The following is a 19370-nucleotide window of genomic DNA, read 5'->3' as shown; positions in this document are numbered from 1 at the left end:
CATGGGCCCTAAAGGAGAGTTTCAGCCCTATGATTCGTCGTACCTTGCCTGCTGTCTTCGCACTGTTGTTCAGCTCTTCGCTGCTGGCTGGGCAGCAGACGCTGTTCAGCTTCGTGCGCCCGGCCGCGGTGGTCAATGTGGTGACTGAAGATGCCAGCTTGCCGCAATACAATGCAGAGCAGACGGCTGAGGGCGAGGTATTGCGTCGCGTAGTATTCAACCCGGTGCAGCGGCCAACGCTGCGTCTGAGCCCGCAAACCGGTGCTTGGAATTGGTCAGCAGCCACAGCCCTGACCCTGCGCCTGCAGAGCGGTATGGACTGGCCGCTGACCGTGGATGTCACAGTGTTGAGCAGCAACGGTCAAACCCTGACCAGCCGCATTGATCTTCCGGCCGGCCCGGCGCAGACCGTACTGGTGCCACTCGTAGCCGCTTCGCCATTGAGCCAGGGTATGCGTGCCGGGCCACCCATGCCCTGGACCCACGAGGGTCAGCGTTGGATTCTCACCAGCAGCAGTGGCGAGTTGGACTTGAATCAGGTGGTATCGGTGAGCTTATCGATGAATAAGCCCAATGTTGCCCAGAGCCTGCTGATCGAGCGCGTCGGCATCCAGGATGACGACCAGTTACAGAAGGCCGTGTATACCGGGTTGATCGATGTATATGGCCAGTCCACCCGCAGCCGCTGGCCGGAGAAAATCGTCAATGATGACCAACTCAAGGCGGGCGCGGCGCGGGAGCAACAGCACCTCAAAGGCTGGTTGGCCGAGCGTAGTCAGTTACCACGGGACAAGTTCGGTGGCGTGAGCAGCGGCCCGAGCTTCGACGCCAAAGGCTTCTTCCGTACCGAAAAACGTGACGGCCGCTGGTACCTGGTAACCCCTGAAGGTCATCCGTTCTACTCGCTTGGGGTCAATGCCGTTGCCGCGGATGGTGGCCGTACCTATGTGTCCGGGCGTGAGGCGATGTTCAGCGCGCTTCCACAAGCCGGTGAACCACTGGCGCAGTTCTACGGAGAGGGTAACAACAACGACGGCAACGGCTCGTCCAGCGGTCGCAACTTCAATCAGGGACGCTGGTTCGACTTCTATGCTGCCAATCTGGAGCGCAGTCATGGCAAAGCCTGCACCCCGGCTGCCGCGACCAGTAGCGCTGCGGCGGTAGAGTGTCCTGCACCAGTCCTCGACCATCAGCGCTGGCAGGGACATACCCTCGACCGACTGCAAGCTTGGGGTTTCAACACCTTGGGCAACTGGAGCGAACCCGAGTTGGGGCAGGCCAATCGCTTGCCCTACACCTTGCCGTTGTCCATTGGCGGGGACTACACCAGCATCAGCACCGGCGCCGATTGGTGGGGCCGTATGCCCGACCCCTTCGATCCTCGCTTCGCCATGGCCACCGAGCGTGCCGTGGCCATCGCTGCTCGTGATCACCGGGATGATCCCTGGTTAATTGGTTACTTTGCCGACAATGAACTGGCCTGGGCCGCGCCGGGAGACGATCCCAAGGCACGTTACGCCCTGGCTTACGGCACTTTGCGCTTGACCACAGACGTACCGGCCAAACGTGCCTTCCTCAAACAGTTGCGCGACAAATACCGTAACCAGGCGGGGTTGTCCAAGGCCTGGGGTATCGATCTGCCTGCCTGGGAACTGATGGAAGACCCAGGTTTCGAGCCACCGTTGCCTAGCGCGGAGCATCCTGAAATCGAGGCCGACTTCAAGCATTTTCAGAAGGTCTTTGCGCAAACCTACTTCAAAACCATTGCTGACTCGCTCAAATGGCATGCGCCCAATCATCTGCTGCTCGGCGGTCGCTTTGCGGTGAGCACGCCGGAGGCGGTGGCAGCCTGCGCCGAGTTCTGTGATGTTCTGAGCTTCAACTTCTACACACCCAAACCGCAGGATGGTTACGACTTCAGTCAGCTCAACGCACTGGACAAGCCGGTACTGGTGTCGGAGTTCCAGTTTGGGTCGCGCGATCGTGGCCCGTTCTGGCCAGGGCCGATGGAGGTCGCCAGGGAAGAAGGTCGAGGCCCGGCCTATGACGCATTCGTCAAGGCGGCGTTGAGCGAGCCCTCGATTGTCGGGGTGCACTGGTTCCAATACCTGGATCAGCCGGCCAGCGGTCGCTTGCTGGATGGGGAGAATGGTCATTTCGGGCTTGTGGGAATAACCGATGTACCGTTCCAGGGCTTTGTCGACAGTGTGCGCAAGAGCAACTTGCAAGCGCAGGAGCAGATCGCCAAGGCGCCGATTGCCGAGAAGGCTGCAAAGGCCCCGTAGCAAGGGTTTGGCGGTCTGGTGCAGGGTTGTTGCCTTGGTCGCCAGACCGCTGTCTGTTCCCAAAACCCTCAGAGGCTGAAACAATGCACGCCATTTTCGATTGCGATGAGTGCGGGGAGCGGCTGGGTGCAGATTCAAGGTCATTACGAGCTTAAGTTTGAAGCCGTGCGCGAAGCCTTTGCCGCGCTGTTTGACGATCCCCAGGAGCGCGGCGCTGCCCTGTGTATTCAAGTTGGTGGCGAGACCGTGGTTGATCTGTGGTCGGGCACCGCCGACAAGGATGGCGCCGAGGCCTGGCACAGTGACACTATCGTCAACCTGTTCTCCTGCACCAAGATGTTTACGGCTGTGACTGCCTTGCAATTGGTGGGCGAGGGCAAGCTGGACCTCGATGTCCCTGTCGCGCGTTACTGGCCGGAGTTTGCCCAGGCCGACAAACAGGCGATAACCCTGCGCCAATTACTCAGCCATCGTGCCGGCCTGCCTGCGCTGCGCGAACTGATGCCCGCAGAAGCGCTCTATGATTGGCAAACCATGGTGCAGGCGCTGGCAGCCGAAGCACCGTGGTGGACACCTGGCACGGCGCACGGCTATGCGGCTATCACCTACGGGTGGCTGATTGGTGAGTTGATTCGTCGTGCTGACGGTCGCAGTCCGGGCGCGTCCATTGTTGCCCGTACTGCACGCCCGTTGGGGCTTGATTTTCACCTGGGCATGGCCGACGAGAATTTCCCTCGGGTCGCGCATCTTGCCCGCGGCAAGGGCAATATGGGCGACGAAGCAGCCCAGCGCTTGCTCCAGGTGACAATGCGCGAGCCGCAGGCACTGTCCACCCGCGCATTTACCAATCCACCTGGCATGCTCACCAGCACCAACAAGCCCGAATGGCGACGGATGCAACAGCCGGCTGCCAACGGCCACGGCAACGCCCGCAGCCTTGCCGGTTTTTATGCAGGCGTGCTTGATGGCAGCCTGTTGGAGTCGCAACTGCTGGATGAACTGACCCGCGAACACAGTCTGGGCCAGGACAAGACGCTCTTGACCCAGACCCGCTTTGGCCTGGGCTGCATGCTCGACCAGCCGACAGTGGCCAACGCTACCTTCGGTCTGGGCAGCAAGGCCTTTGGTCACCCAGGGGCTGGTGGATCGGTTGGCTTTGCCGATCCGGAGTACGATGTGGCCTTTGGTTTTGTCACCAATACCCTCGGCCCCTATGTGTTGATGGATCCGCGTGCGCAAAAACTGGTGCGGGTCCTGGCAGAGTGCCTTTGATCGGTTAACCCCGGTGCAGCCTGAACCCTTTGACTATTCTGAATTCCAATGCTGTTCGCATTGGTAGAATCTCTTTCATTTTCATGGTGTATCACTGATGTCTTCACATAAAACCTTAGCTATCGCCCTGTGTCTGGCTATGACCGGTTGCGCACAGCACTCACAACAAGGCTCAGCAGACAGCGGGATCGACTGGTGGCCCTTCGGTTCGGACAAGGTTGCCCAACAGGAAGTGAAGGAGGTGGTCGCCGGAAAAGTTGCCAAGGCAGATGCCAAGTCGGAAAGCAGCAGCCGCTGGTGGTGGCCGTTCGCAGACAGCGACACGTCCAAGGCTGCGGCTGTGCCGAAAATTGACCACAAGGCCACTCAAGCCTGGTTGGACAGCTATGAGCCGCGTCTGCGCGAAGCCATCAAAGACAGTAAGTTCGAACTTGAGCGCCGCGAAGATGTGCTGGTAGTGACCGTGCCGGTAGACAGCTCCTACAACCCAGATCGCCCGGCCATGCTCCTGCCTGTTACCCTCGGCCCTATTACTCGGGTGGCCAAAGCGGTAGAAACCGACAAGCAGACAGCTGTACTGGTGCTCGGGCATGCCGATACCAGCGGTGCTGCGGCCGGTAACCAGAAGCTCAGTCAAGAGCGTGCCCAGTCCGTTGCCGCAATCTTTCGCCTCAGTGGTCTTGAGCGTGATCGCCTGAACTTGCGTGGCATGGGTTCGGAAATGCCGCGCGCGGCCAACGACAGCGTGGAAGGTCGTTCGCTCAACCGTCGAGTTGAACTGGTCCTGACGCCGCAAAACACCATGATTGCCCTGGTTGCCAAGTACAAACAACCTACGCCGAGCCCAGCTGAGCTGGTTGCCGTGCAAGATGCCAAGGCCCCGGTCAAGGCAGCGGTAAAGCCGGCTGCCAAGGCGCCAGTGAAAAAGGCCAGCGCCACCAAGAAAGCCGCTCCAGCCAAAGCCACAACGGCTAAAAAGAAAGCCCCAGCAGCCAAAGCCGCGGCCAAGAAGCCTGCGCCTGCTGCCAAGAAGGTGGCCGCCAATACCAGCCCTGCGAAGACCAACTGATCGTCAAGGAACGCAGCAATGACTCAAACCCTGGCAGATATGCGCCGCGACTATACCCGTGACGGCCTGGCGGAAGCCCTGGCCCCGATCGAGCCTTTTGCGTTGTTTCGCCAATGGTTCGATGATGCGGTAAAAACCGAGCAACCACCGGTAGAAGCCAATGCCATGACCCTGGCTACGGTAGACGCCGACGGCCAGCCACATTGCCGAATCCTGTTGCTCAAGGGTTTGGATGACAAGGGCTTTACCTTTTTCACCAATTACGACAGCGCCAAAGGGCAACAGCTGCAGGCCAATCCCCGTGCGGCCATGACCTTTTTCTGGCCGGCGCTTGAGCGTCAGGTACGTATCGAGGGCAAGGTGGTTAAAGTCAGTGCCCAGGAATCAGACGATTATTACCAGGTTCGTCCGCTGGGCAGCCGCCTCGGCGCCTGGGCGTCACCGCAGAGCCGAGTGATTGCAGATCGTGCCGAACTTGAAGGGCTGGTAAAAGCCACCGAGCAGCGATTCAGCGACACCCAACCTCACTGTCCTGAGCACTGGGGTGGCTATCGCTTGCTGCCAGAGCGCATCGAATTCTGGCAGGGTCGAGCCAGTCGTTTGCATGACCGGCTCAATTATCGCCTGCAGCAAAGTGCTTGGTTGCGCGAGCGCCTGGCGCCTTAATTTCCCCGGTACCCGGCGGCCTCGCGTTCCAGCCAGGCCGCCAGGTCTGCACGTTTGACCTTTTGTGCTTTGGCGTTGTCCAGACATTCAAGCATGTAGGCTTTTTTGCTTTCGTCCGTTCCGGCCATTGAGAGCGCCAGGTCGCGGTCCATCCAGCGGCGGATTCGTACATACAACCACCAGTGAAAGTACAGTCCTGCCACAGTCGTAATGACGACGATGAAGTAATCCATGTCTATCCTTGCGTTTAACGTTTTCAGACTGCATCGATGACACAGGCTGTATGGAAGCTGAATGGAATCAATTTTACTCCGCATCAGTCGTGACAGTCGTCAATGCGCGGAGTCTAATGAACACCTGTCTTTCGGAGATTATCCTATGCGTAAATCTGTTTTGCTGGCTGCCAGCTTCACCACGATGTCGCTTCTGCTTACGGGCTGTGCTTCCAGCCTGACCGGCGACTCCTACTCTCGCGACGAAGCTCGCCGGGTGCAAACCGTACGCATGGGAACCATCGAGTCGTTGCGTCCAGTGAAAATCGAGGGTACCAAGACCCCGATCGGTGGTGGCGCTGGCGCCGTTGTCGGTGGTGTAGCGGGCAGTGCCATCGGTGGTGGCCGTGGCAGCATCGTTGCCGCGGTCATTGGTGCGGTAGCCGGTGGTCTGGCAGGCTCCGCTGCTGAAGAAGGACTCACCCGTACTCAGGGCGTAGAAATCACTGTTCGTGAGGACGACGGCAGCATGCGCGCCTATGTGCAGGCCGTTCAGGAAAACGAGATTTTCCGCGTGGGTGATCGTGTTCGTATCATGACCGTTGACGGTACTAGCCGAGTTTCACACTGATACTTGTGCAGCAAATAAAAAACCCCGACTTGGCAGTGCCGGTCGGGGTTTTTATTGCCTGGGCTTAATTAACTAGCGGCTGCCTTGCGACTCGCCAAGGCGGTGACCGTATAACCAATCAGGGCCGCCACAATGGAGCCGGTGAGGATACCCATGCGATCCATGCCTGCGTATTCACTGCTACCTGGGACGAATGCCAGCGAGCCGACGAACAGGCTCATGGTAAAGCCAATGCCACAGAGGATGGCAACGCCCAGCACCTGGCCCCAATTGGCCCCGCTTGGCAGCGCCGCGAAGCCAAGTTTGACTGCGATCCAGGTGAGTCCGAATACCCCCACGGTCTTGCCGATCAGCAAGCCGGCAGCAATGCCCATCGGTACGTAGTGGGTGAAGCTCTCCAGTGTTACCCCCGCCAGCGAGACTCCGGCGTTGGCGAAGGCAAACAATGGCAGGATGCCGTAGGCCACCCAGGGGTGCAGGGCATGCTCAAGGCTCAGCAATGGCGAGGCCTCTGCATTACGGGTGCGCAACGGAATACACAGGGCCAGGGTTACCCCTGCCAGTGTGGCATGGACGCCGCTTTTGAGTACGCACACCCAGAGGATAAGGCCGATGACCATGTACGGCCCGAGCTTGACCACACCCAGGCGATTCATGGCTATCAATGCAAGCAGGCAGGCCCCGGCCAGCATCAGTGACAGACTGGACAGTTCACCGGAGTAGAACAGGGCAATGACAATGATTGCGCCCAGGTCGTCGATGATTGCCAAGGTCATCAGGAACAGCTTGAGCGACACCGGCACACGCTTGCCCAACAACGCCAGCACACCCAGGGCAAAGGCGATGTCGGTGGCGGTTGGGATGGCCCATCCGGCAACGGCAGCAGGGTCGTCCTTGTTCAAAAACCAGTAGATCAGTGCCGGAATGACCATGCCGCCAATAGCCGCCGCACCGGGCAGGACAATTTGTGAAGGCTTGGACAGGTGGCCATCGATGACCTCGCGCTTGACCTCCAGGCCAACCAGCAGGAAAAACAGGGCCATCAAGCCGTCGTTGATCCATAACAGCAGGGGTTTGGCGATTTTCAGGGCGCCGATCTGGGCGACCACGGGCACATCAAGCAGGCCGTTGTACAGATACGACAAGGGCGAATTGTTGATGATCAAGGCCAGGGCGGCTGCAGCAATCAGTAATAGACCGCTGGCAGCTTCCAACTGAAAAAAACGTGTGAAAGTGCTACGCAGCAAGGGCGCTCTCCATCCTGAGGGTTCTGAACAGGGGCACACCCTACCCTGTGAGGATATGCATTAAAACAAAAATTATATTCTTTTTTGTTATAAGATTTGACCATCTCTGGCTTGAGCAGCCTAGCAGTTGGCCGGGATTATTTTGCCTGGCTGTACCTGTCATAGATGTAGGGACTTTCTTAACATGGTCACCTGAACAGCTATTTTCCGGGACTGGACCATGAACGATCACCGCCAGTGGGCACGTGAAGCGATCCGCATCATCGAGGCCGACTTTCAACGCAGCGCTGACACACATCTGATCCCGTTGCCTTTACCGGGCTTCCCCGACGTTGAACTGTACTTCAAGGACGAATCCAGTCACCCCACGGGCAGTCTCAAGCATCGATTGGCTCGGTCATTGTTTCTGTATGCCCTGTGCAATGGCTGGCTACGGCCGGGGGCTCCGGTGATCGAGGCTTCCAGCGGTTCGACGGCAATCTCCGAAGCCTATTTTGCGGGGCTGCTCGGGGTGCCGTTCATTGCCGTGGTGCCTGCCAGCACCTCACAAGAGAAAATCGCGCAAATTGCCTTCTACGGTGGTCGCAGCCATCTGGTGGAGGATCCGACCCAACTCTATGCTGAGTCCGAGCGCCTGGCGCGTGAAACCGGTGGTCATTTCATGGACCAGTTCACCTATGCCGAGCGCGCGACTGACTGGCGAGCGAACAACAACATTGCCGAATCGATCTTTACCCAGATGCGCTTCGAGCGGCATCCGGAACCGACCTGGCTGATCTCAAGTCCGGGCACAGGCGGAACGACCGCCACCCTGGGCCGTTACGTTCGCTATCGCCAGCACACAACGCGCGTGCTGTGTGCCGATGCCGAGCGCTCTGTGTTCTTCGACAGCTACCAGACCGGCGACCGCACGCTGCGCCTGGACTGTGGTTCGCGAATCGAGGGAATTGGTCGACCACGGGTCGAGGCGTCATTTCTGGCGCAAGTGATCGACGCGATGGTAAAAGTGCCGGATGCATTGTCCCTGGCTGCCATGCATTACCTGGCTGAACGCCTGGGCCGCCGGGTAGGTGCTTCCAGTGGCACCAATTTGATCGGTGCGCTGATGGCAGCACAGCAGATGCGCACAGCCGGGGAGGCAGGTTCGATCGTGGCGATTCTTTGCGATGGTGGTGATCGCTATGCGACCAGCTATTACGACCAGGACTGGCTGTTAGGGCAGGGCTACCAGTTGCAGGCGTTGATAGAGACGGTCAAGGCCTGTGTCGAGAAGGGACATCCGCTGCCGGAGTCAGTGCTGCGCGCAGGGATCTGAAGCGCATCGCGGAGCAAGTCCGGTCGACTTGCTCCGCGTCAGCTACATCAGGCTTCTAAACCGAGCATGCTCCGCGCCACGGCTTCGGCGATACGAATACCGTCGACGCCCGCCGACAGAATCCCACCGGCATAGCCAGCGCCTTCACCTGCCGGGAACAGGCCCTTGAGGTTGAGGCTCTGCATGCTGGCATCGCGGGTAATGCGCAGCGGCGAAGAAGTACGGGTTTCAATCCCGGTCAGCACGGCGTCATGAAGGTTGTAGCCTTTGATCTGGCGATCGAATGCCGGCAAGGCTTCACGAATAGCTTCGATGGCAAAGTCAGGCAGGCTTGGTGCCAGATCGCCAAGGTTGACCCCAGGCTTGTACGAAGGCTCGACACTGCCCAGGGCAGTGGAGGGCTTGCCCGCGACAAAGTCACCCACCAACTGGGCTGGCGCCTGGTAGTTGCTACCGCCCAGCACATAGGCGAGCGACTCCAATTTTTCTTGCAACTCGATACCTGCCAGCGGACCACCGGGGTAATCCTGCTCTGGAGTGATACCGACGACGATACCGGAGTTGGCGTTGCGCTCGTTACGCGAGTACTGGCTCATGCCATTGGTGACGACCCGGCCTGGTTCGCTGGTGGCCGCAACCACTGTGCCGCCTGGGCACATGCAGAAGCTGTAGACCGAGCGTCCGTTCTTGGCGTGGTGCACCAGTTTGTAATCTGCTGCGCCAAGTTTAGGGTGTCCGGCGTACTTGCCCAGGCGCGCCTGGTCGATCAACGATTGCGGGTGTTCGATCCGGAAACCGATGGAGAACGGCTTGGCCTCCATGAATACGCCGCGGGCATGTAGCATGCGGAACGTATCACGAGCACTGTGACCCAAGGCCAGGACGACGTGCCGGGACTGCAACTGTTCTCCGCTGGCCAGAACCACACCATTGAGTTGACCGTCTTCCATCAGCAGATCGGTAACTTTCTGCTCGAAGCGCACTTCACCGCCAAGCGCATGGATCTCGTGGCGCATGTTCTCGACCATACCAGTCAGGCGGAACGTACCGATGTGGGGTTTGTTGACGTAGAGAATTTCATCCGGGGCACCGGCCTTGACGAACTCGTTCAGCACCTTGCGACCGTGGTGCTGTGGATCTTTGATCTGACTGTAGAGTTTACCGTCAGAGAACGTACCGGCACCGCCCTCACCGAACTGTACGTTCGACTCAGGATTGAGCTCGCTCTTGCGCCACAGACCCCAAGTGTCCTTGGTGCGCTGGCGCACTTCCTTGCCGCGCTCGAGGATGATCGGCTTGAAACCCATCTGCGCCAGCAGCAGGCCGGCAAAAATGCCGCAGGGGCCAAAGCCGACAACAATGGGGCGTTCCTGCAGGTCGGCGGGAGCGTGACCAACGACCTTGTAGCTGACATCCGGCGCAACGTTGACGTTGTGATCGTCGGCGAATTTTTTCAGCAGCTCAGCTTCGTTGCTGGCAGTCAGGTCGATGGTGTAGATGAACAGCATTTCGCTGTTCTTCTTGCGGGCGTCGTAGCTGCGCTTGAACAGGGTGAAGTCCAGCAATTGTTCATCGCTGATGCCCAGGCGTTGCACAATGGCCTCGCGCAGGGCTTCATCAGGATGATCAAGCGGCAGCTTCAGTTCGGTGATTCGTAACATGGCAGGGTCCAGTATCGCGGCCATGAACGGCCGTCGGCTTTACACAAACCGCCAAGTATAAGCTGTTCGCCGCATAAGCAGGCAGGATAAACGCAGACGCCGATGATCAGTCGTTACGTGAGCCGCCGTAGTAGGCGCATCCGCGCATAGTCTGGCCGTTTACCCGGAGTTCTGCGCTGAGGTGGCGCACCGCCCCAGTCATTGTGTCGACGCAGCGTTGCGGCGCGACCCAGAGGTCCACACGCTGACCATTGGCCTCGGTGCTGAGGCTGAAGCGGCCATCGGGCAGTTGTTCTTCGAGGTAAGGGACGGCCAGCTCCGGCTGTCCTGGGCGAGTCAACACCATGCCCTTGTTCCCGGCCTTGAGGTCCCAGTCAGGTTCGTTGCCATGTGCACGTACCGTCAACCGCTTGAAGTTAGGGTCGCTACAGGCACTGTTGGAGTGTTCGACCCGGTACAGTCGTTGCACATTCAATTGCCCGTCATTGCCTTCGTTCTGGCTGGCAGAAAGGTTCGCGCCGACATCGGCGAACAGGGTACCTGGCTCGTCGGCCAGTGCTGCAGCTTCTTGTAGCAGGCCCGTGTTGCCGGCATCGAATACCGCAAAGTGACGATTTTCCGCGCAAGGCTTGAACAGCAGCTGACCACCTTTGGCGCTGAGCTCACCCTGCATGCGTGTCATGCTGGCAGCGGATGCCTGTGGTTTATCCGCCAGCATCTGGCAACCCGCGAACAGCGGTAACAGGGCGACAAGCAACAACGAAGGGGCGGCACGCATCGAGCAAACTCCAGGGTCTCTACCAAAAGGTGCCGTCACGTTACGCAGGCTGAAGGTCGATCACAAGGCTTTCGCCCGCATGAGCGCCTTGCCGGTAAAAAGCCTGCGCATGAAAAAAGGCCCGAAGGCCTTTTTTCAATTGCTGGGACAGATCAACCGCCCAGGTAAGCGTCACGAACCTTTGGATCGGTCAGCAGTGCTTCCCCGGTGCCCTGCATCACCACGCGACCATTCTCCAATACATAAGCGCGGTCGGCGACTTTCAACGCCTGGTTGGCGTTCTGCTCAACCAGGAACACCGTCACGCCATCCTTTCGCAGTTGTTCGATAATATCGAAGATCTGCTGGATGATGATGGGTGCCAGGCCCAGCGATGGCTCGTCCAGCAACAGCAGCTTGGGTTTGCTCATCAGTGCCCGTCCAATGGCGAGCATCTGTTGCTCGCCGCCAGACATGGTGCCGCCGCGCTGGGCAAAGCGCTCCTTCAGGCGCGGGAACAGGTGCAGGACCTTGTCCATTTGCTCCTGGTAGTCACCCTTGTTGGTAAAGAAACCGCCCATGGCCAGGTTTTCCTCGACGGTCAGACGGGCAAACACCCGACGACCTTCAGGCACCACGGCAATGCTCTTGCGCATGATGTGCGAGGACGGTTGGCCAACCAGTTCTTCGCCCAGGTACTTGATGCTGCCGCTGTGGGCTTGCGGAGAACCGCAAAGGGTCATCAGCAGCGTCGACTTGCCAGCACCGTTGGCACCGATCAGGGTAACGATCTCGCCTTGGCGTATCTCGACGTTGACGCTGTGCAGTGCCTGGATCTTGCCGTAGAAGGTGGAAACGTTTTCGAACTGCAGCATTTACGCTTCCCCCAGGTAGGCTTTGATCACTTCAGGGTTGTCGCGGATCTGATCCGGCGTACCGTCGGCCAGGGGAGTACCCTGGTTGATCACGACGATATGGTCGGAAATGCTCATGACCAGCTTCATGTCGTGCTCGATCAGCAGAACGGTGACGTTGTGCTCTTCGCGCAGAATGCTGATCAGCGCCTTGAGATCCTCGGTCTCTTTCGGGTTCAGGCCGGCCGCGGGTTCGTCGAGCATGAGGATCCGCGGGCGGGTCATCATGCAACGTGCGATCTCCAGACGTCGTTGCTGGCCATAAGCCAAGGTTCCGGCGGTACGGTTGGCAAACTCGGTGAGGTTGACCTTCTCCAGCCAATACTGGGCGAAGTCCTTGGCCTCGTGTTCGCTGCGGCGAAACGCCGGGGTCTTGAACAAACCAGCAAAAAAGTTGGTATTCAAATGCCGGTGTTGAGCAATCAGCAGGTTTTCCAGCGCGGTCATGTCCTTGAATAGGCGCACGTTCTGGAACGTACGCACTACACCCTTGCGCGCGATTTCATGACCGGCCAGGCCCTGGATCGGCTGGCCGTCGAGCAGAATGGTGCCAGCGCTGGGCTTGTAGAAACCCGTCAGGCAGTTGAATACCGTGGTCTTGCCTGCCCCGTTGGGGCCGATCAATGCCACGACCTGTTTTTCTTTGACGGTCAGGGCTACGCCGTTAACCGCCAACAAGCCGCCGAAGCGCATGCTCAGGCCGCTGACTTGCAAAATTTCGCGGCTCATCGGCGCAGCTCCATGTGTGGACGTTGCATAGGTAGCAGGCCTTGCGGACGCCAGATCATCATCAGCACCATCAGCGCACCGAACATCAACATGCGGTATTCGCTGAACTCACGCATCAGCTCTGGCAGCAGAATCATCACGATGGCCGCGAGAATCACGCCCAACTGCGACCCCATACCGCCCAACACCACGATAGCGAGGATGATGGCCGACTCGATGAAGGTGAACGACTCGGGCGTCACCAGGCCTTGGCGCGCGGCAAAGAAGCTACCGGCGAAACCTGCGAAACAGGCACCCAGGGTGAACGCAGAGAGCTTGATGATGGTTGGGTTCAGACCCAGCGCACGGCAGGCAATTTCGTCTTCACGCAGTGCTTCCCAGGCACGACCGATTGGCATGCGCAGCAGCCGGTTGATCACGAACAGCGCCAGCAGCGCCAACAACAACGCAACCAGGTAGAGGAAGATCACCTTGTTGATCGAGTTGTACGGCAAGCCGAAGTACTCGTGGAAAGTCTGCATGCCTTCAGCTGCGCGACGTTCGAAACTCAGACCGAAGAAGGTCGGTTTTTCGATGTTGCTGATGCCGTTGGGGCCACCGGTGAGACTGGTCAGGTTACGCAGGAACAAGCGAATGATCTCGCCGAAGCCAAGCGTCACGATCGCCAGGTAGTCGCCACGTAGACGCAATACCGGGAAACCGAGCAGGAAGCCGAATGTAGCCGCCATCAGGCCGGCAATCGGCAGGCAGATCCAGAAGCTCCAGCCAAAGTAGTGCGACAGCAGGGCGTAGGTATAGGCTCCCACGGCATAGAAGCCGACGTAACCGAGGTCGAGCAGGCCAGCCAGACCGACCACGATGTTCAGGCCCAAGCCCAATAAAACGTAGATCAGGATCAGAGTGGCAATGTCGACCGCACCGCGCGAACCGAAGAACGGCCAGACCAGTGCAACCACGATCAGGCCCATGATTACCCAGCGTTGGGTCTTGGGCAGGGTCAGGAAGTTGCTCATCGCCGGCGAGATCAACTTGCGATCCGAACGCCGACTGGTTACCGCGCTCCATTGCTTGTCGAACAGCACACGCAGGAACATCAGCACCGAACACACCGCAATCACGGTAATGGTGAACGGTCCTTGGCTGTGAACAATCAGGTTGATGCCGTCGATGCTGAGCTTCAGGCCCAGCACCGGGAAGGCCACGGCCCAGACCAGCAAGGCACTGAAAAACGCCTGTTTAAGATTTTTGTTCATACTTTTTCAACCTCCGGACGGCCGAGGATGCCGGTCGGACGGAACAACAGCACGAGAACCAAGAGACCGAATGCCACCACGTCCTTGTACTGGTCGCCGAATATGTCGGCGCCAAACGCTTCGGCCACACCCAGCACCAGGCCACCGAGCATGGCCCCCGGAATACTGCCGATGCCACCCAGCACGGCCGCGGTGAAGGCTTTCAAGCCCACCAGGAAGCCGGCGTTAGGGTTGATCACGCCGTACTGCATGCTCAGCAATACCGCGGCCACAGCCGCCAGCGCAGCACCGATGACGAACGTCAGGGCGATGATGTTGTTGGTGTTGATACCCAACAGGTTGGCCATCTTGATGTCTTCGGCACAGGCGCGGCAGGCGCGACCCAGGCGAGAGCGGGAGATGAACAGGGTCAAACCGGTCATGGCCACCAGGGTGACAACGAAAACCAGGATCTGCATGTAGGAGATCAGCACTTCCTCTGCGCCGCCTGGGCCGAAGGAGATGCTCCCCGGGATCAGGTTGGGGATGGACTTGTCCTTGGAGTCCTGGGATAGCAATACGGTGTTTTGCAGGAAAATCGACATACCAATGGCAGAAATCAACGGGATCAACCGATTGCTGTTACGCAAAGGGCGGTAGGCGACCCGTTCGATACTGTAGCCATAGGCACTGGTTACGAAGATCGTGGCGACAAAGGCGACGGTCATCAATATTGGCAGCGAATGGATTCCCATCATGGCCAGCCCGGCGAGGGCAATGAACGCCACGTAGGAACCGATCATGTAGACCTCGCCATGGGCGAAGTTGATCATTCCAATGATGCCGTAAACCATTGTGTAGCCAATGGCTATCAAGGCATAGGTGCTGCCAATGGTCAGACCATTAACCAGCTGTTGGAAGAAGTGATAGATCTCAGGCATTACAGCGCTCCTAAAAACCCGATACGCATTTCACTGGAGGGAAATCCCGGCGCGGTCTTGTGGTCTTGAGCCACTTCGACACAGGCACTGCCAGAGAACCGCTGGTGACGGTTTTAAGATTTTCAGGTGAACCTGCTCCCGGATCGCGGGAATCAGGCCCATGAACCTCGTAAAACAAAGCCCACTGCTCGCACAGTGGGCTTGTAGTCATGTAGTCAGACGGGATTACTGAGGGGAAACTTCGGTTTTAGGTTTGCCGAAATGCCATTCGTAGACCACGAATTTGAAGTCTTTCAGGTCGCCCTTGTCGTCGTACGACAGCTCGCCAGTCGGGGTCTTGAAGGTGCCTTTGTGGATCTCTGCAGCCACTTTCTCGGCGTCGTCGCTGGTACCGGCGGCCTTGATGCCATCGGCAATCAGTTGGACGGCGGAGTAGGCCGGGAACACGAATGGGCCGCTTGGATCTTTGCCGTCGGCTTTGATCGCGTCAACGATGGCCTTGTTCTCAGGCGCAGCGTCGAAGGACTTCGGCAGGGTAACCAGCAGGCCTTCGGAAGCGCCCTGGGCGATTTGCGAGATGGAGTCGTTGCCAACACCTTCTGGGCCCATGAACTTGGCTTTCAGGCCTTTTTCCTGAGCTTGGCGCAGGATCAGGCCCAGTTCTGGGTGGTAGCCGCCGTAGTAGACGAAGTCGACGTTGGCTTGCTTGAGCTTCTGGATGATCGAGGAGAAGTCTTTGTCACCCGCGTTCAGGCCTTCGAAGACGGCTACCTTGGTGCCTTTGCCTTCCAGGGTCTGTTTTACAGCGGTGGCAATGCCTTCACCGTATTGCTGTTTGTCGTGCAGCACGGCAACCACTTTTGGTTTGACGTGGTCGGCAATGTAGTTACCGGCAGCAGGACCCTGGGCGCTGTCCAGGCCGATGGTGCGGAAGATCAGCTTGTAACCACGCGAGGTGATTTCCGGGCTGGTGGCCGCCGGGGTGATCATGATCACGCCTTCATCTTCATAGATATCGGAAGCAGGCTGGGTGGAGCTGGAGCACAGGTGGCCGACCACGAACTTGACGCCATCGTTGACCACTTTGTTGGCGACCGCTACGGCTTGTTTCGGATCGCAAGCGTCATCGTATTCCTTGGCTTCAAGCATCTTGCCGTCGACGCCGCCCTTGGCGTTGATGTCCTTGATGGCTTGTTTAGCACCAACGAACTGCATGTCGCCGTACTGAGTAACCGGGCCGGTTTTCGGGCCGGCGATGCCGATCTTGATGGTATCGGCTGCAAACGAATGGCTGGCAACCCCGGCCAGTACCATTGCGGCAAACAGCTTGGAAATCTGCTTAGTAGCCTTACTCATAGTGCTCCACTCATTCTGTTGTAATTTTTATAGTCCTGCGGCCAGAGCTGAGGACCGGATGGCTCCGAAGTTACCCTGGCAACTGTACCGGTACAGTGTAGAGCGCTGCTTTGTCGCTTGAAAAGCAGCCCAGCTGGGGCAAATTCGGCGCGTGTCGCTTAATTGACAGAAACTTACAAGAAAGCGGCCTGGTCATGCTCGAATTGGCGTGGCCATCCTTTGCTCTCAAGTCCTTTTCGATCAATTACTTATTTGAAACCGGGTTTTTCTGCAAAAATACCGACCTCTTACCGTAGTCGAATTATTTCTGGCAGGAACCCATGACTGATCAACCAAGCACCCTCTATGCCAAACTGCTTGGCGAGACCGCAGTAATCGAGTGGAAAGCCCTGGAGCGTTTCTGGGCCAAGGGTGACCTGATTTGGGTCGAGCCCAGCCTGGACCTGATCGAAGTTGCACAGGCAATGGCCGAAAACCGCAGCGAAACCTTCGCCACATGGCGCAATGCTGGCACTGTGGGCCCCGTGTCCAACGAGCAGGCGCTAGACCTTCAGCGCCGCGATCCAGAGATATGGGCAGTGGTGGTTTCGCCGTTCATCGTGATTCAGGAGAAGAAATAATCCCGAGCACGCTCCAGATTGGTGCGTGAAAACAAGCAGTGGGAAGATTTTGGTGCGCAGGGTCGTTCAGACAGGGTGGCTGTTGGTAACAGTTGAGTGTGCTTAACGTTAACGGTAACAACCCGCTGGAAGCACTTTGCGAAAATCACGATGCCAGCCCGCTCGCCACCGACGGCAAATGCCTATTCGGTAGGAGCGGGCTTGCCCCGCGCAGGGAAGACAGAGCGCTGAATCAGTGATCCACTTTTCCGGTATGGCTGTTAAGCGAGATGACCCGAGTCTTGCCGATGCGATGACGGAAGATTTCACGCAGGTATTTCACTGCTTTCTTCACGCATTCTCGTGACAGGCGAATGTCGTTGATCGAGACAAACTTGCTCTTGTCGTTGATCAGCTCGCGGTACTTTTTCTCGTACATTGGCTTGATTGCATACCAGTTGGTATCAAGGATTTTCGCCGGGTTTTCGAACTCGTTGAGCAAATCATCAATCCGTCCCTCATCGAACGTTTCGCTGGTGATGAACTCGAGGATGGCGTTATCCAGGGTGTCGTCGAAGCGGTATGGGTTACGTGCAAAGCAACGCTTGATGAAGGCTACGATCAAGGTCAGGAAATCATCCGACAAGCACGGGCTCTTGGCGATCAGGGTGGTCAGCGAGAGGTTCGCCGATGCGCCGATCACCAGGGCATAACGCTTCAGCGTGGTGTTGGGGAACAAGCTGTTGAGATGAGTCTTGAGCCTGTTCAGGTCCATGTACGAGAGCTTGTAGTCCTTGGGCAGCGAAACGATCGACACGACCGAAGAACAGTTCTTGAAGAAGTGCAGGTCATGCAGTGCCGCGGCGTCATAGCCAGAAGCTTTGTATTGCTCCAGCGCTGCACGATAGCGCTTGGACTCGATCGGCAGCAGGCTGATGCCCTCGATGGCCTGGGTCACTTTGTTGAAGTGCGGCAGGTCGATGGAGCGGAAGAACAAGTCGTCGATGTTCAGCCGCGCCTGCTCTTTTTCGAATACCTTGAATTTATCCGAGCTCGGGGAGGGCTGCTCCGGAACCACCGACTCTGCATAGGCGATGGCCACTGGACCGGCCAGGCTCATGAACAGGTCGTTGGCATCAAGGCGAATGGTTTCACCGATGTCGATACCAGCGCGACGGAAGTAGTTCTGGTCGTAGTCGGTGGTTACCGCCTGGGCGGTCAGAATATTGAAGATCTGCTGGGAAATGTATTGGTTGGCATGCTTTTCCATGGCATTGACATCAATGTTCTGGATGTTGCCATCATCATTCTCTTCGGCGTAACGCATGATGTCGTTGGAGATCAGCATCATCGCGTTCCAGGGGCGGATACGCCCCATCACGCTGGCTTCGCTGCTGTCTTCGTTGTCAAAGTTATAGGAAAAATCCCATTCTTCGGACAGATATTTGCAGAGCAGACGTCCGGCGTTGATATGCAGGGCTTCTGACATTTCACTGCGGTGGTCCGAAATATTCGGCAGGACGCAGATGCCGCTGGTGAAGATCGGCTCGAAGACAAACGAATGCCCACTTTTGCCATCGTTTTCGTCGGCAGGCTTGGTGTCGAATGTCTTGTTCATGTAGGAATACTGCTGCGCCAGGCCAAATTCCGACGCCATGCCCGAACCGGTTCCGCCGCCAGCACTGAAGATGTAGAAGTACAACCGTGACTGGTTGGCCTTGATCCCGCAGGAGTCGATCAGATAGGAGTGGATCAGCTTCCAGTCGGCACTGGAAAAACGGTGGGTTTCCTTGTTGAGGATGATCTTGGCCAGGTATTGGCCCAGGATCGGCGCATTACCTGCGCCCCCGGCATGGACTTCCGAGAGGTCCATGATTTTCATTTTGCTGTAGTCGCGAATGAAGCCGCTTTTTTCGCCCTTGCGCGAGAAACGGATACGCCCGGCGATGTCTTTGTCCAGGTCACCCAGCATCACCAGGGGTTCGACCAGGAACACCGGCTTGCTGCCCTTGTTCTGTACCAGGCGCAGGTTGTTGCGAATCCAGCGTGCCGGGCTGTAGTTGGGCTCGTTGCCCGCACGGTCTTCGTTGTTGAATTCATTGAGATAAAAGGTGCGGGCGTTGTATACAAGTTCGGCGACATCAAGAGCGATGTTCGAGCCGCACCTGCCCAAGCCAATCAGGCAAACCGAGGGGAACTGTTGATCCAGGCGCAGCTGGCTTTCGTCCTCGACATGAATGCTCGGTGGAAACACCAGGTCGCGCAGTCCGTCCAGGTTGTCGAGAATGCGCTGAATGTCGGGCTCGGTGAAATAAAGGTACTGCTGCGGGTTAAGCGCACGCGGGTTATAGAATTCCTTGGACCCGGTAGCGCTGAGCGCGGGAAGCGGCGAGGTCAGCTCGGAAACCGCGTTGGCAGAAGTAGTCTTGGAGGTCATTTTGCGCCATTTGCCTGAAGGTGGGTGGCTGTTCTAGTAGATGCCAT

At 57.9% G+C, this 19370-nt stretch carries 17 protein-coding genes; 7 read left to right on the top strand and 10 right to left on the bottom strand.

All coding sequences use genetic code 11. The features are described 5' to 3' along the window. Positions 1-29: 29 nt before the first annotated feature. From H8F21_RS26160 to pdxH, 4 genes are all read left to right on the top strand, one after another. Positions 30-2285: a beta-galactosidase gene (locus tag H8F21_RS26160; RefSeq protein WP_203585643.1), complete on the top strand. Its 2256-nt coding sequence runs from the start codon at positions 30-32 to the stop codon at positions 2283-2285. 126 nt (positions 2286-2411) lie between these two features. Beyond that, positions 2412-3557 (top strand): serine hydrolase domain-containing protein, encoded by a 1146-nt coding sequence (locus tag H8F21_RS26155; protein WP_203477627.1) that lies wholly within the window; start codon positions 2412-2414, stop codon positions 3555-3557. 97 nt (positions 3558-3654) lie between these two features. Next, a complete protein-coding gene (locus H8F21_RS26150; protein WP_203477624.1) occupies positions 3655-4626 on the top strand; it encodes an OmpA family protein in 972 nt (323 codons plus the stop codon). Between the two features lie 18 nt (positions 4627-4644). Next, positions 4645-5292, top strand: coding sequence for a pyridoxamine 5'-phosphate oxidase (gene pdxH / locus H8F21_RS26145; protein WP_203477621.1), 648 nt, complete (start codon positions 4645-4647; stop codon positions 5290-5292). Here the strand turns inward: pdxH and H8F21_RS26140 are convergent. Next, positions 5289-5525, bottom strand: coding sequence for a hypothetical protein (locus H8F21_RS26140; protein WP_203477609.1), 237 nt, complete (start codon positions 5523-5525; stop codon positions 5289-5291). The two genes, pdxH and H8F21_RS26140, sit on opposite strands and share 4 nt — an antisense overlap. Before the next feature lie 145 nt (positions 5526-5670). Here H8F21_RS26140 and H8F21_RS26135 point away from each other — a divergent pair, with 145 nt between their 5' ends. Further along, positions 5671-6135, top strand: a complete 465-nt coding sequence (locus tag H8F21_RS26135) for an outer membrane lipoprotein (RefSeq protein WP_136474906.1) — start codon at positions 5671-5673, stop codon at positions 6133-6135. 68 nt (positions 6136-6203) lie between these two features. On the opposite strand, the gene nhaA is transcribed toward H8F21_RS26135, so the two are convergent. Next, complete coding sequence (nhaA, locus tag H8F21_RS26130) at positions 6204-7382, bottom strand: Na+/H+ antiporter NhaA (RefSeq protein ID WP_203477606.1); 1179 nt, start codon at positions 7380-7382, stop codon at positions 6204-6206. A gap of 220 nt (positions 7383-7602) precedes the next feature. On the opposite strand from nhaA, the gene H8F21_RS26125 reads away from it, so the two are divergent. Then, positions 7603-8697, top strand: a complete 1095-nt coding sequence (locus H8F21_RS26125) for a PLP-dependent cysteine synthase family protein (protein ID WP_203477602.1) — start codon at positions 7603-7605, stop codon at positions 8695-8697. Positions 8698-8744: 47 nt separating this feature from the next. On the opposite strand, the gene H8F21_RS26120 is transcribed toward H8F21_RS26125, so the two are convergent. The 7 genes from H8F21_RS26120 to H8F21_RS26090 form a co-directional block, all read right to left on the bottom strand. Beyond that, positions 8745-10358 (bottom strand): NAD(P)/FAD-dependent oxidoreductase, encoded by a 1614-nt coding sequence (locus H8F21_RS26120; RefSeq protein WP_203477593.1) that lies wholly within the window; start codon positions 10356-10358, stop codon positions 8745-8747. Positions 10359-10464: 106 nt separating this feature from the next. Continuing rightward, positions 10465-11136, bottom strand: coding sequence for a COG3650 family protein (locus H8F21_RS26115; protein WP_203477591.1), 672 nt, complete (start codon positions 11134-11136; stop codon positions 10465-10467). A gap of 152 nt (positions 11137-11288) precedes the next feature. Then, positions 11289-11990 (bottom strand): ABC transporter ATP-binding protein, encoded by a 702-nt coding sequence (locus tag H8F21_RS26110; protein ID WP_203477589.1) that lies wholly within the window; start codon positions 11988-11990, stop codon positions 11289-11291. Continuing rightward, a complete protein-coding gene (livG, locus tag H8F21_RS26105) occupies positions 11991-12758 on the bottom strand; it encodes a high-affinity branched-chain amino acid ABC transporter ATP-binding protein LivG (RefSeq protein WP_136474912.1) in 768 nt (255 codons plus the stop codon). Then, positions 12755-14011 (bottom strand): high-affinity branched-chain amino acid ABC transporter permease LivM, encoded by a 1257-nt coding sequence (locus H8F21_RS26100; protein WP_203477587.1) that lies wholly within the window; start codon positions 14009-14011, stop codon positions 12755-12757. Before H8F21_RS26100 ends, livG begins: the two co-directional genes overlap by 4 nt. Further along, positions 14008-14931, bottom strand: a complete 924-nt coding sequence (gene livH / locus H8F21_RS26095) for a high-affinity branched-chain amino acid ABC transporter permease LivH (RefSeq protein ID WP_128324136.1) — start codon at positions 14929-14931, stop codon at positions 14008-14010. The genes H8F21_RS26100 and livH overlap by 4 nt, the downstream gene beginning before the upstream one ends. A gap of 225 nt (positions 14932-15156) precedes the next feature. Further along, positions 15157-16287: a branched-chain amino acid ABC transporter substrate-binding protein gene (locus H8F21_RS26090; protein ID WP_203477586.1), complete on the bottom strand. Its 1131-nt coding sequence runs from the start codon at positions 16285-16287 to the stop codon at positions 15157-15159. 320 nt (positions 16288-16607) lie between these two features. Between H8F21_RS26090 and H8F21_RS26085 the strand changes: the two genes are divergently transcribed. Next, positions 16608-16907: a DUF2288 domain-containing protein gene (locus H8F21_RS26085; RefSeq protein WP_203477584.1), complete on the top strand. Its 300-nt coding sequence runs from the start codon at positions 16608-16610 to the stop codon at positions 16905-16907. Between the two features lie 232 nt (positions 16908-17139). On the opposite strand, the gene H8F21_RS26080 is transcribed toward H8F21_RS26085, so the two are convergent. Beyond that, a complete protein-coding gene (locus tag H8F21_RS26080) occupies positions 17140-19323 on the bottom strand; it encodes a hypothetical protein (protein ID WP_203477580.1) in 2184 nt (727 codons plus the stop codon). Between the last annotated feature and the right edge of the window lie 47 nt (positions 19324-19370).

Source organism: Pseudomonas arcuscaelestis (assembly GCF_016881005.1).
Lineage (GTDB): Bacteria > Pseudomonadota > Gammaproteobacteria > Pseudomonadales > Pseudomonadaceae > Aquipseudomonas > Aquipseudomonas arcuscaelestis.
This window is presented reverse-complemented; position numbering and strand designations above follow the sequence as displayed.

Excerpts from the sequence above, each read along its gene's own strand:
- H8F21_RS26160 (WP_203585643.1), top strand. The coding sequence starts at position 30 with ATGATTCGTCGTACCTTGCCTGCTGTCTTCGCACTGTTGTTCAGCTCT.
- H8F21_RS26150 (WP_203477624.1), top strand. The coding sequence starts at position 3,655 with ATGTCTTCACATAAAACCTTAGCTATCGCCCTGTGTCTGGCTATGACC.
- pdxH (WP_203477621.1), top strand. The coding sequence starts at position 4,645 with ATGACTCAAACCCTGGCAGATATGCGCCGCGACTATACCCGTGACGGC.
- H8F21_RS26140 (WP_203477609.1), bottom strand. The coding sequence starts at position 5,525 with ATGGATTACTTCATCGTCGTCATTACGACTGTGGCAGGACTGTACTTT.
- H8F21_RS26135 (WP_136474906.1), top strand. The coding sequence starts at position 5,671 with ATGCGTAAATCTGTTTTGCTGGCTGCCAGCTTCACCACGATGTCGCTT.
- H8F21_RS26125 (WP_203477602.1), top strand. The coding sequence starts at position 7,603 with ATGAACGATCACCGCCAGTGGGCACGTGAAGCGATCCGCATCATCGAG.
- H8F21_RS26120 (WP_203477593.1), bottom strand. The coding sequence starts at position 10,358 with ATGTTACGAATCACCGAACTGAAGCTGCCGCTTGATCATCCTGATGAA.
- H8F21_RS26115 (WP_203477591.1), bottom strand. The coding sequence starts at position 11,136 with ATGCGTGCCGCCCCTTCGTTGTTGCTTGTCGCCCTGTTACCGCTGTTC.
- H8F21_RS26110 (WP_203477589.1), bottom strand. The coding sequence starts at position 11,990 with ATGCTGCAGTTCGAAAACGTTTCCACCTTCTACGGCAAGATCCAGGCA.
- livG (WP_136474912.1), bottom strand. The coding sequence starts at position 12,758 with ATGAGCCGCGAAATTTTGCAAGTCAGCGGCCTGAGCATGCGCTTCGGC.
- H8F21_RS26100 (WP_203477587.1), bottom strand. The coding sequence starts at position 14,011 with ATGAACAAAAATCTTAAACAGGCGTTTTTCAGTGCCTTGCTGGTCTGG.
- livH (WP_128324136.1), bottom strand. The coding sequence starts at position 14,931 with ATGCCTGAGATCTATCACTTCTTCCAACAGCTGGTTAATGGTCTGACC.
- H8F21_RS26090 (WP_203477586.1), bottom strand. The coding sequence starts at position 16,287 with ATGAGTAAGGCTACTAAGCAGATTTCCAAGCTGTTTGCCGCAATGGTA.
- H8F21_RS26085 (WP_203477584.1), top strand. The coding sequence starts at position 16,608 with ATGACTGATCAACCAAGCACCCTCTATGCCAAACTGCTTGGCGAGACC.
- H8F21_RS26080 (WP_203477580.1), bottom strand. The coding sequence starts at position 19,323 with ATGACCTCCAAGACTACTTCTGCCAACGCGGTTTCCGAGCTGACCTCG.